The 15,933-nt window shown below is 70.0% G+C and carries 9 protein-coding genes; 7 read left to right on the forward strand and 2 right to left on the reverse strand.

Going from position 1 to position 15,933, the window contains the following annotated elements; all coding sequences use genetic code 11:
* Positions 1 to 8 precede the first annotated feature (8 nt).
* From AC5Y5Z_RS14400 to AC5Y5Z_RS14415, 4 genes are all read left to right on the forward strand, one after another.
* Positions 9 to 431 carry a nuclear transport factor 2 family protein gene (locus AC5Y5Z_RS14400; protein ID WP_499925746.1) on the forward strand — a complete coding sequence of 141 codons (423 nt, stop codon included), beginning with the start codon at positions 9 to 11 and terminating at the stop codon, positions 429 to 431.
* A 368-nt stretch (positions 432 to 799) separates the two neighbouring features.
* Positions 800 to 8,656, forward strand: a complete 7,857-nt coding sequence (locus AC5Y5Z_RS14405; RefSeq protein WP_499925748.1) for a PE family protein — start codon at positions 800 to 802, stop codon at positions 8,654 to 8,656.
* A gap of 17 nt (positions 8,657 to 8,673) precedes the next feature.
* Positions 8,674 to 9,210 carry an FAS1-like dehydratase domain-containing protein gene (locus tag AC5Y5Z_RS14410; RefSeq protein WP_499925750.1) on the forward strand — a complete coding sequence of 179 codons (537 nt, stop codon included), beginning with the start codon at positions 8,674 to 8,676 and terminating at the stop codon, positions 9,208 to 9,210.
* Positions 9,203 to 9,670 (forward strand): MaoC/PaaZ C-terminal domain-containing protein, encoded by a 468-nt coding sequence (locus AC5Y5Z_RS14415; RefSeq protein WP_499925752.1) that lies wholly within the window; start codon positions 9,203 to 9,205, stop codon positions 9,668 to 9,670. The genes AC5Y5Z_RS14410 and AC5Y5Z_RS14415 overlap by 8 nt, the downstream gene beginning before the upstream one ends.
* Here the strand turns inward: AC5Y5Z_RS14415 and AC5Y5Z_RS14420 are convergent.
* Positions 9,659 to 11,125, reverse strand: coding sequence for an aldehyde dehydrogenase (locus AC5Y5Z_RS14420; protein WP_499925754.1), 1,467 nt, complete (start codon positions 11,123 to 11,125; stop codon positions 9,659 to 9,661). The genes AC5Y5Z_RS14415 and AC5Y5Z_RS14420 overlap by 12 nt on opposite strands.
* An 83-nt stretch (positions 11,126 to 11,208) precedes the next feature.
* Here AC5Y5Z_RS14420 and AC5Y5Z_RS14425 point away from each other — a divergent pair, with 83 nt between their 5' ends.
* Positions 11,209 to 12,516, forward strand: a complete 1,308-nt coding sequence (locus tag AC5Y5Z_RS14425) for a lipocalin-like domain-containing protein (RefSeq protein ID WP_499925756.1) — start codon at positions 11,209 to 11,211, stop codon at positions 12,514 to 12,516.
* A gap of 12 nt (positions 12,517 to 12,528) precedes the next feature.
* Here AC5Y5Z_RS14425 and AC5Y5Z_RS14430 read toward each other — a convergent pair whose 3' ends face one another.
* Positions 12,529 to 13,671, reverse strand: coding sequence for an aromatic ring-hydroxylating oxygenase subunit alpha (locus tag AC5Y5Z_RS14430; protein ID WP_499925758.1), 1,143 nt, complete (start codon positions 13,669 to 13,671; stop codon positions 12,529 to 12,531).
* A 75-nt stretch (positions 13,672 to 13,746) separates the two neighbouring features.
* On the opposite strand from AC5Y5Z_RS14430, the gene AC5Y5Z_RS14435 reads away from it, so the two are divergent.
* Positions 13,747 to 14,610, forward strand: a complete 864-nt coding sequence (locus AC5Y5Z_RS14435; RefSeq protein ID WP_499925760.1) for a MerR family transcriptional regulator — start codon at positions 13,747 to 13,749, stop codon at positions 14,608 to 14,610.
* A gap of 180 nt (positions 14,611 to 14,790) precedes the next feature.
* Positions 14,791 to 15,510, forward strand: a complete 720-nt coding sequence (locus tag AC5Y5Z_RS14440; protein WP_463826468.1) for a DUF1906 domain-containing protein — start codon at positions 14,791 to 14,793, stop codon at positions 15,508 to 15,510.
* Positions 15,511 to 15,933: the final 423 nt, after the last annotated feature.

A 15,933-nucleotide genomic window follows, 5' to 3' on the forward strand; every position in this document is an offset into this window, starting at 1 on the left:
GAACCAACATGCCGTTGACCTACCAGGAACAGCAGATGCTGCAGGCCGCGACCGGTCGCGGCGCGATTCTGGATCTGACCGCGCGGCACAACCGGGCCCACGCCGACGGGGACCGCGACGCGTGGATCACCACGTTCCGGCATTCCGGTGCCACCTATGTGCGCGACGGAGAGTCGTTCGACGATCTGCGTGCCGCGTTCGACGGCGGCGACGGGCGACGTCTGGTCACCGTCGACCACGAGATACACGTCGACGGCGTCCGCGCGACACAGCATTGTGTGGCAATCCTTTTCCACACCGCGGGCGGCGAAACCACGCTGCAGGCCACCGGTGCGTTCCGGGACAAACTCAGCTACGAGCGCGGCGGCTGGTACTTCACGTCGAGGGAACTGGTGTGGGATTCGGTGCCGAGCCGCCACCTCGTCATGTAGCCGGCAGTGATTCGTGGCCCACAAAGCTGCAAACCAGTGGACATGGCGCTGGATCGCGGCGTAGGCATGCGCTAAAGAGCCGCGACGCCTGAAGATTGCTCCTCAACACCGTCGAGCTGCTCTTTCGTCGGAGTCAGCGCGCGAGATCGTGCCCGAACGTGGTAAGTCGCTCGACAACTCCGGGACACTCATGGTTTCGGGCGCAGCTGCGCTTCGGAAGGCACGGTTTCTTTATTTGGCTTGTGCTGAATTTGGTTGCGTCTTCTGGCGTGATTGTGGCGCGCAGCGGAATTCGGTCGCGTACGTTTGGAGCCTGCCGTCGGGCGCTTACCGTTCAGTCAATTTCCCCCTAGAGATCGGGCCTCGTGATGTCTTCGTATGTGTTTGTTACGCCTGAGGTTTTGGTTGCAGCGGCTGCTGATTTGGGTGGGATTGGGTCGGCGGTGAGTGCTGCCGGTGCGGCGGCGGGGTTGTCGACGACTGGGGTGGTGGCGGCGGCCGGTGATGAGGTGTCGGCGGCGATTGCGGCGTTGTTTGGCACCTATGGCCGGGAGTATCAGGCAATCAGTGTGGCGGCGGCGGATTTTCACGCCCGTTTTGTGCAGGGGTTGGTAGGTGCCGGTGGTGTCTTTGAAGCTGCGGAGGCGGCCAGCGCGGCGTCGTTGCAATCGCTAGAGCAGGCGTTTTTGGGGGTGGTCAATGCGCCGACGAATGCGTTGTTGGGGCGGCCGTTGGTGGGGCCGGGTGCCGATGGTGCGGCGGGGTCGGGTGCCGCCGGTGGCGCCGGTGGATTGTTGATCGGGCGAGGCGGTAACGGCGGGTCAGGTGCGGCGGGTCAAGCCGGTGGGGCTGGTGGGGCAGCTGGTTTGCTGGGCCCGGGCGGCGCGGGGGGTACCGGTGGTCTGGGTGCTGCTGGTGGTGTGGGTGGTAGTGGTGGCTTGTTGTGGGGCGCCGGCGGTGCTGGTGGTGCCGGCGGTGTGGGTGGCGGCACTGGCGGCGCCGGTGGTCGTGCGTGGTTATTGGGCCATGGTGGTGCCGGTGGTGTAGGTGGGTCCGGGGTGGCGGGTGCGATGGGGTCTGCGGGTGCGGCGGGGACGCAGTTAGTGGCGGGCGGCACCGGTGGGTTGGGTACCGATGGTGGTGCTGCGGGGTCCGGTGGTGCGGGTGGTCGTGGTGGGTTGCTGTTCGGGGATGGTGGGACCGGTGGCGCTGGTGGTGTGGGCGGAGCAGGGGGCGCCGGCGGCACTGGTGGCGCGGGTTGGGCGGCGACTGCGCCGGGCGGGACCGGCGGCGTTGGCGGCGATAGCGGCACAGGCGGGCATGGCGGTGCCGGTGGTACCGGCGGGGTGGGCGGGCAGGGTCATGGGTTGTTTGGTCGCGCGGGTGTCAACGGTGCCGGGGGTGCTGGGGGTGCTGGCGGTGATTCGGGTGTTGCCGGTGATGGCGGGGCCGGGGGTGCCGGTGCTGAGTTGATCAAGGGTGGTGCGGGCGGGGTTGGCGGCAATAGCGGCGGTGTCGGCAGCGGCGGTGTCGGTGGCGCGGCGGGTGGTCCGGATGCTGGTGCGGGGGCTGCGGGTGCTGCGGGATCGGCGGTGGCCGGCGGCCACGGCGGTGCGGGTGGAGCTGGGTTCAACGCCACCGCGGCGGGCGGGTCCGGGACTGCCGGAGGTGACGGCGGCGCCGGGGGTAGCCGCGGCAATGGCGGCGCCGGCGGTGCGGGCGGCAACGGTGCGGCCGGTGACAACGGCGCCGCGGGCAAGGCCGACGGTGCCTCCGGCGGCAACGGTCAGGCGGGCGGTTCCGGTGCTGTTGGCGGGGCCGGGGGCACGGGCGGGTCACTCGCAGGTAATGGCGGTGCCGGCGGTGCCGGTGGGCATGGCGCCGATGGTGGTGACGGTGGAGTCGGAGTCAACGGCAGGGCTGCCACAGCGGCTGGTGAGGCGGGGCAGGCCGGCGGTTCGGGCGGCAACGGCGGTGTCGGCGGCAATGGCGGCAACGGCGGGGCCGGTGGTACAGCGGCGAATGGCGCCGTGGGTGTGACCGGTGCTGGGGGCAATGCCGGTGCGGGCGGTGATGGCGCGACTCCGGGTGATGGCGGTGCCGGCGGTGCCGGTGACGCGGCGACGCGTGACGGTGGAGCGGGCGGGGCCGGCGGGGACACCGGATTCGGCGCGGCCGGCGGTACGGGCGGGATCGGTTCCAGTGTGGGAACCAGTGGTGCGGCGGGCGCGACTCCGACGGGTGTGCTGGGCAACGGCGGGGCCGGCGGGGCCGGGTTCAACACGACTGTGGCGGGTGTCGATGGTGGCGACGGTGGGGCCGGGGGTGCGGGCGGTAATCGTGGTGATGGCGGCGCCGGGGGCCGCGGTGGCAACGGGGCTGTCGGCGGGAACGGCGCGGTGGGTGTCGCGGGCAACGAGTCCGGCGGGAATGGTCAGGCGGGTGGCTCTGGTGGTGCCGGCGGCGCCGGCGGTGACGGCGGGTCGCTGGCTGGTGTGGGTGGGGTCGGTGGCGCTGGTGGAAACGGGGCGCTCGGTGGTGACGGCGGGGCCGGACTCACCGGCGCCAGCGCGACAGAGGCCGGGGCGGCGGGAACGGCGGGCGGTAACGGCGGTGACGGCGGTGTCGGTGGCAATGGTGGGGCCGGCGGGCTGGGCGGGGAGGCCGCCGATGGCACCGCGGCCGCATCGGGTGCGGGTGGCAACGCCGGCAACGGCGGTAACGGCGCGACTCCCGGTGACGGCGGGGCGGGTGCGGCCGGAAGCAGCACGGTCCGTGATGGCGGGGCTGGTGGCGCGGGCGGGAACTCCGGTGTCGGCGGCCAGGGCGGCACGGGCGGCACCGGCGCCAGCACCGGCAGCGACGGTGTGGCGGGCAACGGACCGACCGCGCTGTTGGGCAACGGCGGCGCGGGCGGTAACGGATACAGCGCCACCAGTGTCGGCAGTGGTGACGGCGGCGCGGGCGGGGCAGGAGGCGCGGGCGGCAGTCACGGTAACGGTGGTGCCGGTGGTGCCGGCGGTGCCGGTGCAGTCGGCGGAAACGGCACGGCGGGTTTCGCCGGGAACGAGTCCGGTAGTGACGGTCAAGCTGGCGGTGCCGGCGGTGCTGGTGGTGCGGGTGGTGCGGGTGGGGCGCGGGCCGGTGCTGGTGGGGTTGGTGGCGCTGGTGGAAACGGGGCGCGTGGTGGTGATGGCGGGGCGGGGATTACCGGTGCCGACGCGACAGTGTCCGGGGCGGCAGGGACTGCGGGCGGTAACGGCGGTAATGGTGGTGTGGGCGGCAATGGCGGGGCCGGGGGGCTAGGTGGGAAGGCCGCTGATGGCACCTTCGCCGGATCGGGTGCGGGCGGCAACGCCGGTAACGGCGGTAACGGCGCGACTCCCGGTGACGGCGGTGCGGGGGCCTCTGGCGGCTCACTGACGGGCCGGGGCGGGGCTGGCGGGGCTGGTGGCAACACCGGATTCGGCGGTGCGGGCGGACTGGGCGGCAGTGGTGGGAGTGCGGGCTCTGATGGCGTGGTCGGGGCTACCCCGACCGGGGTGATGGGTAACGGCGGCGCCGGGGGGGCGGGTGCCCATGCCGCCGCGGCCGGTGCTAGCGGCGGTGATGGTGGCGCGGGCGGTGCGGGCGGTAACCGTGGCAGTGGCGGCGCCGGCGGCGCCGGTGGCGATGGTGCGACCGGCGCAGTCGGGGTGGACGGGGTCGACCGCGGTGACGCGGGCGGGGTCGGCGGGGTCGGTGGCACTGGTGGTGTCGGTGGGGCCGGCGGACTGGGTGGTGCGCTGAGTGGTAACGGTGGGGCCGGCGGTAAGGGTGGTGTCGGCGGAGTCGGCGGCACCGGGGGGGCCGGTGTTAATGGGGCGGACGCGGTCACGGCCGGTGGTAACGGGTTCGACGGTGGCGACGGCGGTGGTGGCGGTACCGGTGGAACCGGCGGTGCCGGTGGTGTCGGCGGCGGGCATCAGGCTCTCGGATACAGCGACGGTTCCCATGGTGTCGGCGGTACCGGTGGTGTGGGTGGCACTGCCGGCACTGGTGGCGACGGCGGGACCGGTGGTGCCGGCACTGACGCAGCGGTGCTCGGTGGTACCGGCGGAGCCGGCGGTAATGGTGGGGATGCGGGCGCGGTCGGTCAGGGCGGTGCTGGCGGTGACAGCGGCGATGGCAGTACTGGCGCCACGGGCGCGGCGGGTCAGCTGCCGGCCGGGACTTCCGGCAATGGTGGTGCCGGCGGTAAGGGCGGCAACGCGACCGTCCCGGCGCCGGGTGGTCCGCCCGGCACCGGTGGGCAAGGCGGTGCCGGCGGCAACGGCGGCAACCTGGGCACCGGCGGCACCGGCGGCACTGGTGGTAACGGTGCGACCGGCGCGACCGGTGGTGGGGGGGTCAACCCAGGCGATGGGGGCGCCGCCGGTGAGACCGGTGAGACCGGTGGGGCCGGTGGGGTCGGCGGAACCGGGGGACTGGGTGGTTCGGTCCGCGGTGACGGAGGTACCGGCGGACTCGGCGGTACCGGCGGCGGTGGCGGGACCGGTGGGGCCGGCTTCGACGGTGCGGACGCGACCACTGCGGGCGGGGCGGGGCAAAACGGTGGCACTGGCGGCACTGGCGGCACCGGCGGCGTTGGCGGGGCCGGTGGTAACGCCGGCGGGGTTGCTGAGGGTGGGTCGGGCAGTGTGGGCGTCAACGGCACCGGAGGACAAGGCGGTACCGGTGGTGCGGCGGGTGCAGGTGGTGATGGTGGCGCCGGTGGTGCCGGCGATAGTGCTGCTCTTAATGGCGGGCGTGGTGGTGATGGCGGTAATCCCGGCGCGGTCGGTGCCGGCGGCAACGGTGGCGCGGCCGGTACCGGTGGCACCGGTGGCGGCGGCGGCATTACCGGCGCCCAAGGTGCCGCGGCCACCGGCGGCGGTAACGGTGGCAACGGCGGCCAGGGCGCTGACGGTGTCCGCGGCGTCCAGGGCGGACAAGGCGGCAATGGCGGTGCCGGCGGTAACGGCGGGTCGGTCGGCAACGGCGGCCAAGGTGGTACCGGAGGCAACGGTGCAGCTGGTACTGCCGGCTCCTCCGGCGGCAGTGCGACCGGCAACCCGGGTGGTGGCGGCACCGCCGGCGGCAACGCCGGCGACGGCGGGGCCGGCGGTCTGGGCGGTGTGATCTCGGGTAACGGCGGCAATGGCGGGGCCGGCGGCAACGGTGGCAACGGCGGTAACGGCGGTAATGGTGGCTCCGGCGATTCGGGCAGCATCTTCAGTTCCGGTCACCCGGGTGGTGCCGGTGGGGCCGGCGCCGACGCAGGCGATGCCGGCGCTGGGGGCGCTGGCGGCACGGCCCTCGGGTCGGGTAACGGCGGGGCCGGCGGGGCCGGCGGTACCGCCGGTCAGGGCGGGCTCGGCGGCAACGGCGGGAACGGCGGCAACGATGGCGCCTTCGCCGAAGGGGCCTCAGGCGGATCCGGTGGTATCGGCGGCAGCGGCGGTAATGCTGGGGCCGGCGGGGCAGGCGGTGCCGGTGGCACGGCCAACGGATCAGGTGTCGGCGGGGTCGGCGGAGCCGGCGGTGCTGGGGCGGCCGGCGGTGACGGTGGCTTCGGTGGCACCGGCGGGAGCGACGAAAGCGGCACCGGCGACGGCGGCAACGGTGGCGCGGGCGGCGATTCCGGGATCGGAGGCAGCGGCGGTGCGGGAGGCCGCGGCGGCGACTCCGCTGCCGGTGCCGCCGGAGACGGTGCCGATGGCGGCCACGCCGGTGCCGGCGGATTCAGCGGTCAAGGCGGTAGTGGTGGCACGGGTGGTGTGGTGTCGGGTAGCGACGGCGCCAAAGGGGCCGCGGGTACGTCCGCTGCCGGAGGTACCGGAGGGGCGGGCGGCGATGGCGGCAACGGCGCCGCGGCGGCCGGCCCGTCCGGTCACGGCGGTAACGGTGGTTACGGCGGCGGCGGTGTTGGGCTCAGTGGCGGTGACGGTGGGGCCGGCGGTAACGGCGGGGCGGTTGGCAACGGCGGTAACGGCGGTAATGGTGGCGCATCCGGCAACCCCGGAGGCGTCGGAGGCGATGGCGGCAATGGCGGCTCGGGCGGTGTGGTCTCCGGCGACGGCGGTGACGGTGGCGCCGGCGGTAGTGGCGTTGCCGGTGGTGGACACGGCGGGCTCGGAGGTGACGGCAGGTCCGTCGGCAACGGCGGTGCGGGCGGTGCTGGCGGCTCCTCATCTGGTGGCGCCGGGGGTGACGGCGGCGACGGCGGCTCGGGCGGTTCAAATTCCGGTAATGGCGGTGATGGTGGCGTCGGTGGTCGCAGCACTGGCATCGGTAACGGTGGCAATGGTGGCGCTGGTGGAAACGGAGGACTGGTCGGCAACGGTGGCAACGGCGGTGACGGCGGCCGTGGAGGTACCGGTGCCGCCGGCGCACACGGTGCCAATGAGACGGGCGCTGCCGGCGGTGCCGGCACGACGGGCGGCAGCGGTGGTAACGGCGGTGACGGCGGCTCGGGCGGAGCTATCTCTGGCACCAGCGGCAATGGCGGCAACGGTGGTGCCGGCGGCGACGGCGGTACCGGCGGCGGCGGCGGTACCGGCGTAAACAACATCACTGATACCGGCGGGACCGGCGGCGGCGGCGGGACGGGCGGCAACGGCGGGGTCGGCGGAGTCGGGGGCGCCGGCGGCGCGGCCCAGGGGTCACGCAACGGCGGTGCCGGCGGTCTCGGCGGGTCGGCTGGTGCAGGCGGGGTCGGTGGCACCGGCGGCGACGGCGGGACCTCTGTCTTCGGCGGTGGTGGCACAGCGGGTGGCGGTGGCACCGGCGGTGGCGGCGGTACCGGCGGCCGCGGCGGAGTCGGTGGCGCGGCCCTCGGGTCAGGCACCGGCGGCGCTGGCGGCAACGGCGGCACCGCAGGCGGAGCCGGTGTGGGCGGCCAGGGCGGTGCCGGTGGGTATTCCTCCCTTTCAGCCAACGGTGCTGGCGGGGTCGGCGGTGCTGGCGGTATCGGAGGTCTCGGCGGTCAGGGCGGTGGCGGCGGCGACTCGGCCGCAGGTCTCGCCGGTGACGGCGGCACCGGCGCCCAAGGCGGCGCAGGTGCCATTGGCGGCACCGGCGGCGTGGGAAGCTACGACGGCTCTCGGGCCGCCTCAGGTATCGAGGGTGCCGGGGGTGGCGGTGGTGCCGGCGGAAACGGCGGCGATGGTGCCGCAGCCGCCGGCCCGTCCGGTCACGGCGGAAACGGTGGAGCTGGCGCCTACGGTGCCGGTGGTGGCGCCGGCGGTGCCGGTGGCAACGGCGGGCAGGTCGGCAACGGCGGTGATGGTGGTGCCGGCGGCAACGGCGCGGCCGGCAGGTCTGGCGGACCTGGCACCGTCGGGGATAACGGAGAGCCCGGTGGCCCCGGTGGAGGCGGCTCGGTTGGCTTTGCCGGCGGCAACGGCGGGGCTGGCGGTGCCGGCGGGTCCATCTCGGGTGATGGGGGCACCGGTGGGGTTGGCGGCACCGGAGGCGACGGCGGTGCCGGCGGGAACGGTGGCACGAGCTTCGGTCTCACCATCGGCGCCGGCCCACATACCGGAGTCGGTGGCGATGGTGGTGTCGGCGGGAACGGTGGTGCTGGTGGTGTTGGCGGCACCGGCGGCCAGGCACTGGGATCAGGCGACGGAGGGGACGGCGGTCGTGGCGGTAACGCCGGCGACGCCGGCAAAGGTGGCAACGGTGGCCATGGCGGCAGCTCTCCTGCGCAGGACGCCGAAGACGGCGCGCGCGGCGGCAACGGGGGAGTCGGAGGCACCGGCGGCACCGGCGGTCGCGGTGGGCACGGCGGCGCTGCCAATGGGACAGGCACTGGCGGTGCCGGCGCGTCGGGCGGCAATGCCGGCATTGGTGGCTACGGCGGCCTTGGCGGCGATGGTGGCAACGGTATTCAAGGAGATTCCCGTAGCCATGGCGCTGACGGCGGCACGGGCGGCAACGGCGGCACCGGCGGAGGTGGGGGCGGTGGCGGTGATGGCGGCTCCAGCCTCTCAGGCTACGGCGGTGCTGGCGGTAACGGCGCGAATGGCGCCGACGCAGCGTGGTACGGCGAGGGCGGCCTGGCCGGCACCGGCGCAGGCGGTAACGGGAACAACGGGGCGGACGGTCAGAAAGGCGCCGGTGGCGCCGGTGGCGCCGGTTCGGTCGGTGGCTCTGGCTTCCCACCCGGCCCCCCCGGAGCTCCCGGCAACGACGGCACGTGACGATAATCTGACTTTCGATGGCTGCCGACATCAGTTATAGGTACGCGTTCGGGACCTACGAAGACGCGCTGAAGATGGTGGGCTTTCGCGCCGAGGCCAGGGTGGCGGGAACTGTGGTGAGCGGGGCCCGGATCCAGCACTTCGCCGCGCTGGTGCGCGACAGCAACCCGGCCTACTGGGACCAGGACTTCGCGACCCAGACCTGGGGTGGGTTGGTCGGTCCACCCGCATTGCTGATGGGTTGGCTGATTCCGCCGCCGTGGTCCGCCGACGGTGTTCGGCCGGCGGCTGCACTGGTGATGCGGGTTCCCCTGCCGGGCAGAACCTTTGTCAACGCGTCCAATGAGGCCGAGTTCTTGATTCCGGTGGTGGAGGGTGATCGGCTCTCGATCGTGGAGGAGGTGGTATCGGTGTCGCCGGAGAAAACCACCAAACTCGGTGTCGGGCATTTCGTTCAGACGCTCGACACCTTCTACCGCGACGACGGAACCGAGGTCGCGTTGAACCGTAATACCTTATTCCGCTTCAATACGCGGGAGACGACGGATGGCTGATGAACCCCAAGAGCGCCGGTTCGACTGGCATGGGTTGACTGTCCCCGTCGAACTGCCTGATGTCGTCGACGAGATCAGCTACGAGCGAGTGGTGATGAACGCCGGCGCGACCTGGGATTATTTTCCCGGGCACTTCGATCCTGAATATGCGAAGCGCCAAGGTAATCCGACGATCTTCGTCAACACGATGCATCTCGCCGGCTTTGTCGACCGGGTGGGCACGGACTGGGCCGGCCACTATAGCCGAGTCCTACGGCGCAAGATATCGTTGCTGGGTTCGATCTATGCCGGCGACACGATGATCGGTCGGGGAAAAGCAATCGCCAAGCGGTGCAACACCTTCGGGGCAGATCCGCAATTTCTCATCGACCTGCAGGTTTGCGTCTACAACCAGCGCGGCGAGCTGTGCTGTCCCGCGGAGATCACTCTCGAGGTGCTGCTGGCAAGCTCAGCTGGGTAGCGGCGGCAGCTTTCCGTTGCAGGCCACCGACTGCAGCTCCACGTATTCGTGCAACCCCTCCGGACCGAATTCGCGCCCCAGCCCGGAGTGTTTGAAGCCGCCGAACGGATTACTGATGTCGAGCATGTACATGTTGATGCCGTAGGTGCCGGTGCGCACCTGCGCGGCGATCTCCAAGCCATGCGCGACGTCGGCGGTCCACACCGAACCGGCCAGGCCGTAGTCGCTGTCGTTGGCGATCCGGATCGCGTCGTCCTCGTCGTCGTAGGTGAGCACGGTCAGCACCGGGCCGAAGATCTCCTCGCGGGCGATCCGCATGTCGTTGGTCGCGTCGGTAAACAGGGTGGGGCGCACGTACCAGCCGCGCGGTGCGGGGCTGTCGTCCCCGCCGATCACGACGCGGGCGCCTTCCTGTTGCCCGGACCGGATGTAGTCCTGTACCCGGGCCTGTTGTCGTTGGGCGACAAGGGGTCCGATGTCGGTCTTCTCATCGTCAGGGTCACCCACCTGCAGTGAGGACATCATGTCGGCCAGCGCGTCCACCAGCTCGTCGTGGCGCCGTTGGCTGACCAGGATGCGCGTCTGCGCAACGCAGGCCTGCCCGTTGTTCATCAAGCTGGCCGTCTTCAATCCGCTTACCGTCCTGCCGATGTCGGCGTCGTCGAGGACGATCGCCGCGGACTTGCCGCCGAGTTCCAGGCTCACCCGTTTCAACTGCTCACCGCACAACGCGGCGATGCGCCGGCCGGTGGCGCTGGAACCGGTGAACGCGATCTTGTCCACGCCCGGGTGACGCACCAGCGCCTCGCCGACCTCCGGCCCGCCGGTGAGCACCGAGACCACACCTTCGGGCAGGTCGAGTTGCTCGATCATCTCGGCCAACCACAAAGCGTCCAAAGGGGTTTCGGGTGCGGGCTTGATGATCACCGGGCAGCCCGCCAGCAATGCGGGAATCAGTTTCGGCATGATCAGGCATTGCGGGACGTTCCACGGCACGATCGCCCCGACCACCCCGACCGGGGCGCGACGCAGGTGCGCTTCGCCGAGCACACCGCGACGGCGCTCCACCCACGGGAACTCCCGCGCGGTCGCCAATGCCAGGTGGATCATCGAGGCGGCTCCGGCCGCCTGGCCCAGTCTGCTGAAGCTGCGCGGCGAACCCATCTGTGCGGTGATCAGGTCGGCCATCTCCTCGATGTGCCGACCGTAGACGCCGGCCAGCTCCTCGACCTTGCGCATCCGTTCCTGCGGTTCCAGCCGCGGCCACGGGCCGTGATCGAAGGCTCGGCGCGCCGCAGCGACCGCGGCCTCGATGTCGTCGGGGCCTGCGGCCGGAACCTCGGCGATCGTCTCCTGGGAGTGCGGGGAGATGACGGAAATCCGTTCCGTTGCTGTGGGTTTGCGCCATCGACCGCCGACGAACAATTCGTCGTAAGAGCGGGGATTCGCCGTCATCGGGGCACCACCTCAGGGCAGGCGACGGTTAAATTCACTATTGATGCTAACATAGCAAAAATTCAGCAGAGGCAAGGCAACCTGTGACGAACGACTGGCGCAGCTACCCGTTCCAGCTGGTACCCGGTGACAGCCAACTGGAATTTCCCGCCGCCGAAGGCGAGCACCCCGGTCAGGAGTCCGACACCTGGTTCATCGCCGGTGAACTCGCCGCAGCCGACACCGGTAGGTCATTCGCGTTCCTGACCATCTTCAACAAGAACCGGCCCGGCGGCTCGATCGTCGCCGACTTCTACACGCTGGCGTTGTTCGATCTCGACACCGGTGCGTACGGCACCTTCACCGATTACGACATGCCGCCGGCCAGCATGGAACCAGGGGTCAAGCCCAAGATGACCACCGCTGTCGGCCATCTCGACCTCGCATACGACACCGGTGCCGGCACCGCCCGCTGGACGACGCGCGACGACGACGGAGAGTTGCTGCCCTACACCTACGACATCAGCCTGGTGGGCACCGACCAGCACGGGCAGCCCATGCACCTGGACCTGGCGGTCACGCCGACACGCGCACCGACCCCGTTGGGCGCAGCGGCTTACCACGGCAAGATCGCCTGCTTCGGTCAGGACGACACCTACTCCTACTTCCAGACCGGGATGGTGATGACCGGAACGCTGCGCTGGGGTGACAGCACCGAACGCGTCACCGGCACCAGCGGGCACGTCGACCGGCAATGGTTCCCGAAGTACGCGGGTGGGGGAACTGGTGAGCCGCCGCGCACCCGATCGCACGAATGGCGGACCATCAACTTCGACAACGGCGTCGACATGAGCATCTGGCGCCAGTTCCTGCGCACCGAAGGCAATGCGCTGCAACCGTTTACCGGCATCACCACCAGCTACCCCGACGGCAGGGCCCCGGAGTGCGTCGAGGATTTCGACGTCACCATCACCAGCTACGTGCGCTGGCCGGACGAGATCAGAGCGCTGATCCGCCCGCCCGTCAAGGCCCGCTATCTGCCTGATCGGCATCGAATCGTCTGTGCTCCACTCCAATTGGATATCGTCGGCGAGCCGCTGGTGCCGGCCCCGGCGCACGGCTTGCCAATCGAGTACATGGAAGGGCCCTACCGCTACCGGGGAACGCTGGCCGGTGAGCCGGTGACGGCGTTCGCGTTCAACGAGCGTTCGCTGGCGCTGTACCGGGATTGGGAGTTGCTGCAGGTGTTGGCCACCGAAGCGGCACCGGACCTGGTCGACCGGCTCACCCAGCTACTGGCGTCCGGTCGCCGCAGCGAGGCACTCGAGGTCGTCCGGGCGGCGATGGCCGACGCTCCGGAACACGCAGAGGTGCTCGAAGCTCTCGCCGAGGCACTGTCGCAGTCGGCGTAAATCCCGCAAGATTCAGCCGCGCGCGTCGACCGCCTGCTGCCAGGCAAGGTGTCGGTGCTGCAACCCCGGCTCGTTGCGCCCGAACAGAAGCTGTTCGCGCGCACCAGATTCCAGGTTGGCCTGCAGTTGCGCGACCAACCGGTAGTCCTCGTCGCGAACGGTGGCGTGGGCGTATTCGAAGACGGTCTGCGCGCCGGCCGCCACGGATTCCTCAGAGATGTCCAACGGCGTCGAATTCTGATGGACGGTGATCGACCGCCCCGGCTGATCACCCGGGTAGACCCGGAACAACTCACCGTTGGCGATGGTCACTGAGATCACGATGTTGGGGAACAACGCGTAGATGACCACCAGGTTGTTCAGCGGCACCCACTGCTGCTCAGGCACATCCTCCAGATCCAGAATTGTGTTGAGCGGGAAGATCAACCGGTGGTGGGGTCCGAACGCATCGAACACCGTGCAATTGCTGCGCGCCAGGGTCGCAAACGTCTTTTCGTGCACGGTGGCGAAGTGGTAGTTCTCCGCGAAGGTATCCACCGCCAGCTTCCAGTTGATGGGCGAATCGAGCACCTTCTCGCCCAGCGGAGTCCACCGTCCGATACCCCACGAATCCAGTTCGGCAGCCAATGGCCCCAGGTGGGCCGCGACATCCAGCTCCACTTCGGGATCCAGTGCTATCCAGAGGAATCCGGCGTATTCGGTGGCCGGCAGCTCGGTCAGCCCGTCGGACTTCAGCGTGGTGTCCGGGAATCCTTCCCGTCCCGGCAACGCAACCAACCGGCCGGTGTTGTCGTAGGTCCAGGCGTGGTAGGGGCAGGTGAACCGTTTGGCGACACCGCAACCCGATGCGACCGGCGCCTGCCGGTGCAGGCAGATGTTGTCGAATGCCTTGACCGAGCCGTCGGCGGTGCGGGTCAACAGGATGGACCGGCCCAGCACTGTCTTGGTGCAATAGGCCCCCGGCCGCGGCAGTTCGGAGACATAGCCGACCAATTGCGGGCTGGCCTGCACCATGACCTTATCGCGCTCGTGCCGCTCCCGTGCGGTGTACTCAGCCGCGTTGACCCGGTGCGGCGCAGATGCGAGGTCGGTCGTTTTGTCCCGCGCCAATTTGAGCGCACGACGGGTGAGATCGATGAGCTGATCGTGATCCACCGGAAGCCTCCTGCAGTCCTGTCTCCAAGCTTTCTGCTTCCAGTACAGACCTTATGACCGTTGTAAGGTCAAGACGTGGCTGACCAGTTGTTGATCGGCGAGGTCACCGCGTTGACGGGAATCGCCTCAGGTCGCATCCGCCACTACGAGAAAATCGGATTGTTGCGTGCCGAGCACCTCAGCAACGGGTATCGGGTCTTCGATGTCGAGCAGGTGCTCGACCTGCTGCGCATCGACCTGATGAGAAGCCTCGGCGTCAGCATCAACGACATCGCCCGGTTGCTGGATGACGGGCAGACGACGCTGTCCGACCTGCTCGACGAGCACCGCACACTGCTGGTGCGCCAGCGCGACCGGTTGGACCAGCTGATCACTGCGATCGATGCCGCCACCGACGCCGGCGGCGGCGACGTCAACGAGCACATCCTGCGCCGACTGGCGACCACCCACCGCGACAGCATCGGCGTGATGGGCAGACTGTCCGAGCCGTTGGCCGCCCCGGTGGCCGCGATGTATGCCGAGCTCTTCGACGAGTGGCAGTTGCCGGTGCCCGCTTTGTTCGGGCAGATGGTGCTGCCGCCCGCTGCCAGCACGTTGTTGGCGGAACTGTCCGGATGCCCGGGGCGGCGGGTGCTGTTCGATCGACTCCGGCAACTCGCCGCTGACGTGATCGCGCTGGGCGACAACGTCTCGGCGGTAGCGGAACTCGCAGGCAGGTGGATTGATGCGCAGGTGGCCGAGCCGTTGCCCGACGACGTGGTGGGTGCTCTGCGCAGGGTGCAACCGCTGTTGGAGAACGACCCGGTGATCGTGCAGGGCTTCCGCGCGTGGGCGCGCTCGATCAACCCCGCGGCGCCGATGTTGATCGACGAGATCGCCCAGCAGACGGCCCGGCGCGGACTCGAAGGGATCAGCGTGATCGTGCTGCCCGACCGCTGACCGGACGCACCGGAAGTGTCGAGCCTGAACTGGTGGCACCGAGACTGCAGTGAGGACGTCGGCGCGCACAGAATGCGGCGCTGAGTACAGGCTCGACAACCCAAGAACGATGCCAAGGTGATGCGTTGTGTCCAGTGTGGCCAACGTGATTTCTGGGAATAGTGAACTACTCTGTGCCGCATGTCGGTCTCTCGGCGTGACGTGCTCAAACTCGCCGCGGCGACACCCGGCCTGCTGGGGCTGGGTGCTGCGGCAGCGTCCCTGCGCGCGGCGCCCGCCGCGGCCTCGCTCGGCACGTTGCTGGACTACGCGGCCGGCGTCATCCCTGCCAGCGAGATCCGGGCCGCGGGTGCCGTCGGGGCGATCCGGTACGTGTCGGACCGCCGGCCCGGCGGTGCCTGGATGCTGGGCAAGCCCATTCAGCTGGCCGAGGCGCGCGACCTGCACGGGAGCGGACTCAAGATCGTGTCCTGTTACCAATTCGGCAAAGGCAGCACGTCGGACTGGCTGGGTGGGGCTGCCGCAGGCCTGCAGCACGCCAAGCGCGGCATGGAACTGCACGCCGCCGCCGGCGGCCCGTCCAGTGCCCCCATCTACGCCTCCATCGACGACGATCCCTCGCACGACCAGTACAAGAACCAGATCGTCCCCTACCTGCGGTCCTGGGAGTCGGTTGTCGGGCACCAGCGCACGGGTGTCTACGCCAACTCGAAGACCATCGACTGGGCGGTCAACGACGGCTTGGGCACCTACTTCTGGCAGCACAACTGGGGATCGCCGAAGGGGTACGAACACCCCGCCGCGCACCTGCATCAGGTCGAGATCGACAAGCGCTCGGTCGGCGGCGTCGGCGTCGACGTCAACGAGATCCTCAAGCCCCAATTCGGGCAGTGGGCCTGACCCCCGGTCGGTTCCCAGGCTCTGCCGCGGGCCCGCCTCGCACTTTCCAGCAAACACTTGTTCGCGCAGCGTCGGCGGTCGGCTACACGGATGAATCCGCGACAGCCCGCTGGGCGGCTCATTACGCGACGCTTGAGGGCGAAATTTTTCATATAACGATTTGATAACAATACTGCTTTGAACAGCGGAGTTATAGCTACTCGACCGTAACCACCTGCATGCAGGACGTTTGTCGGCGCCGCTCGCTCCGGCGGCCAAACGCGGTGTTACCCACGACACGGTTACCCGTGCGTAGAACTCGCCAGTAACCAATCGCTCCAAGAATTCGTGGAGATCCTCATGACACTCTTATTGGGACCGATGCCGATCGTTCGAGGTTCTGAGGCCGCCGCAGCAGCCCCGGACCGCACCGGTCACACCGAC

This window comes from Mycobacterium sp. NGS29 (assembly GCF_059812965.1).

Bases quoted from the DNA above. Each gene is read 5' to 3' on its own strand.
- AC5Y5Z_RS14400 (WP_499925746.1), top strand. From the start codon at position 9: ATGCCGTTGACCTACCAGGAACAGCAGATGCTGCAGGCCGCGACCGGT.
- AC5Y5Z_RS14405 (WP_499925748.1), top strand. From the start codon at position 800: ATGTCTTCGTATGTGTTTGTTACGCCTGAGGTTTTGGTTGCAGCGGCT.
- AC5Y5Z_RS14410 (WP_499925750.1), top strand. From the start codon at position 8,674: ATGGCTGCCGACATCAGTTATAGGTACGCGTTCGGGACCTACGAAGAC.
- AC5Y5Z_RS14415 (WP_499925752.1), top strand. From the start codon at position 9,203: ATGGCTGATGAACCCCAAGAGCGCCGGTTCGACTGGCATGGGTTGACT.
- AC5Y5Z_RS14420 (WP_499925754.1), bottom strand. From the start codon at position 11,125: ATGACGGCGAATCCCCGCTCTTACGACGAATTGTTCGTCGGCGGTCGA.
- AC5Y5Z_RS14440 (WP_463826468.1), top strand. From the start codon at position 14,791: ATGTCGGTCTCTCGGCGTGACGTGCTCAAACTCGCCGCGGCGACACCC.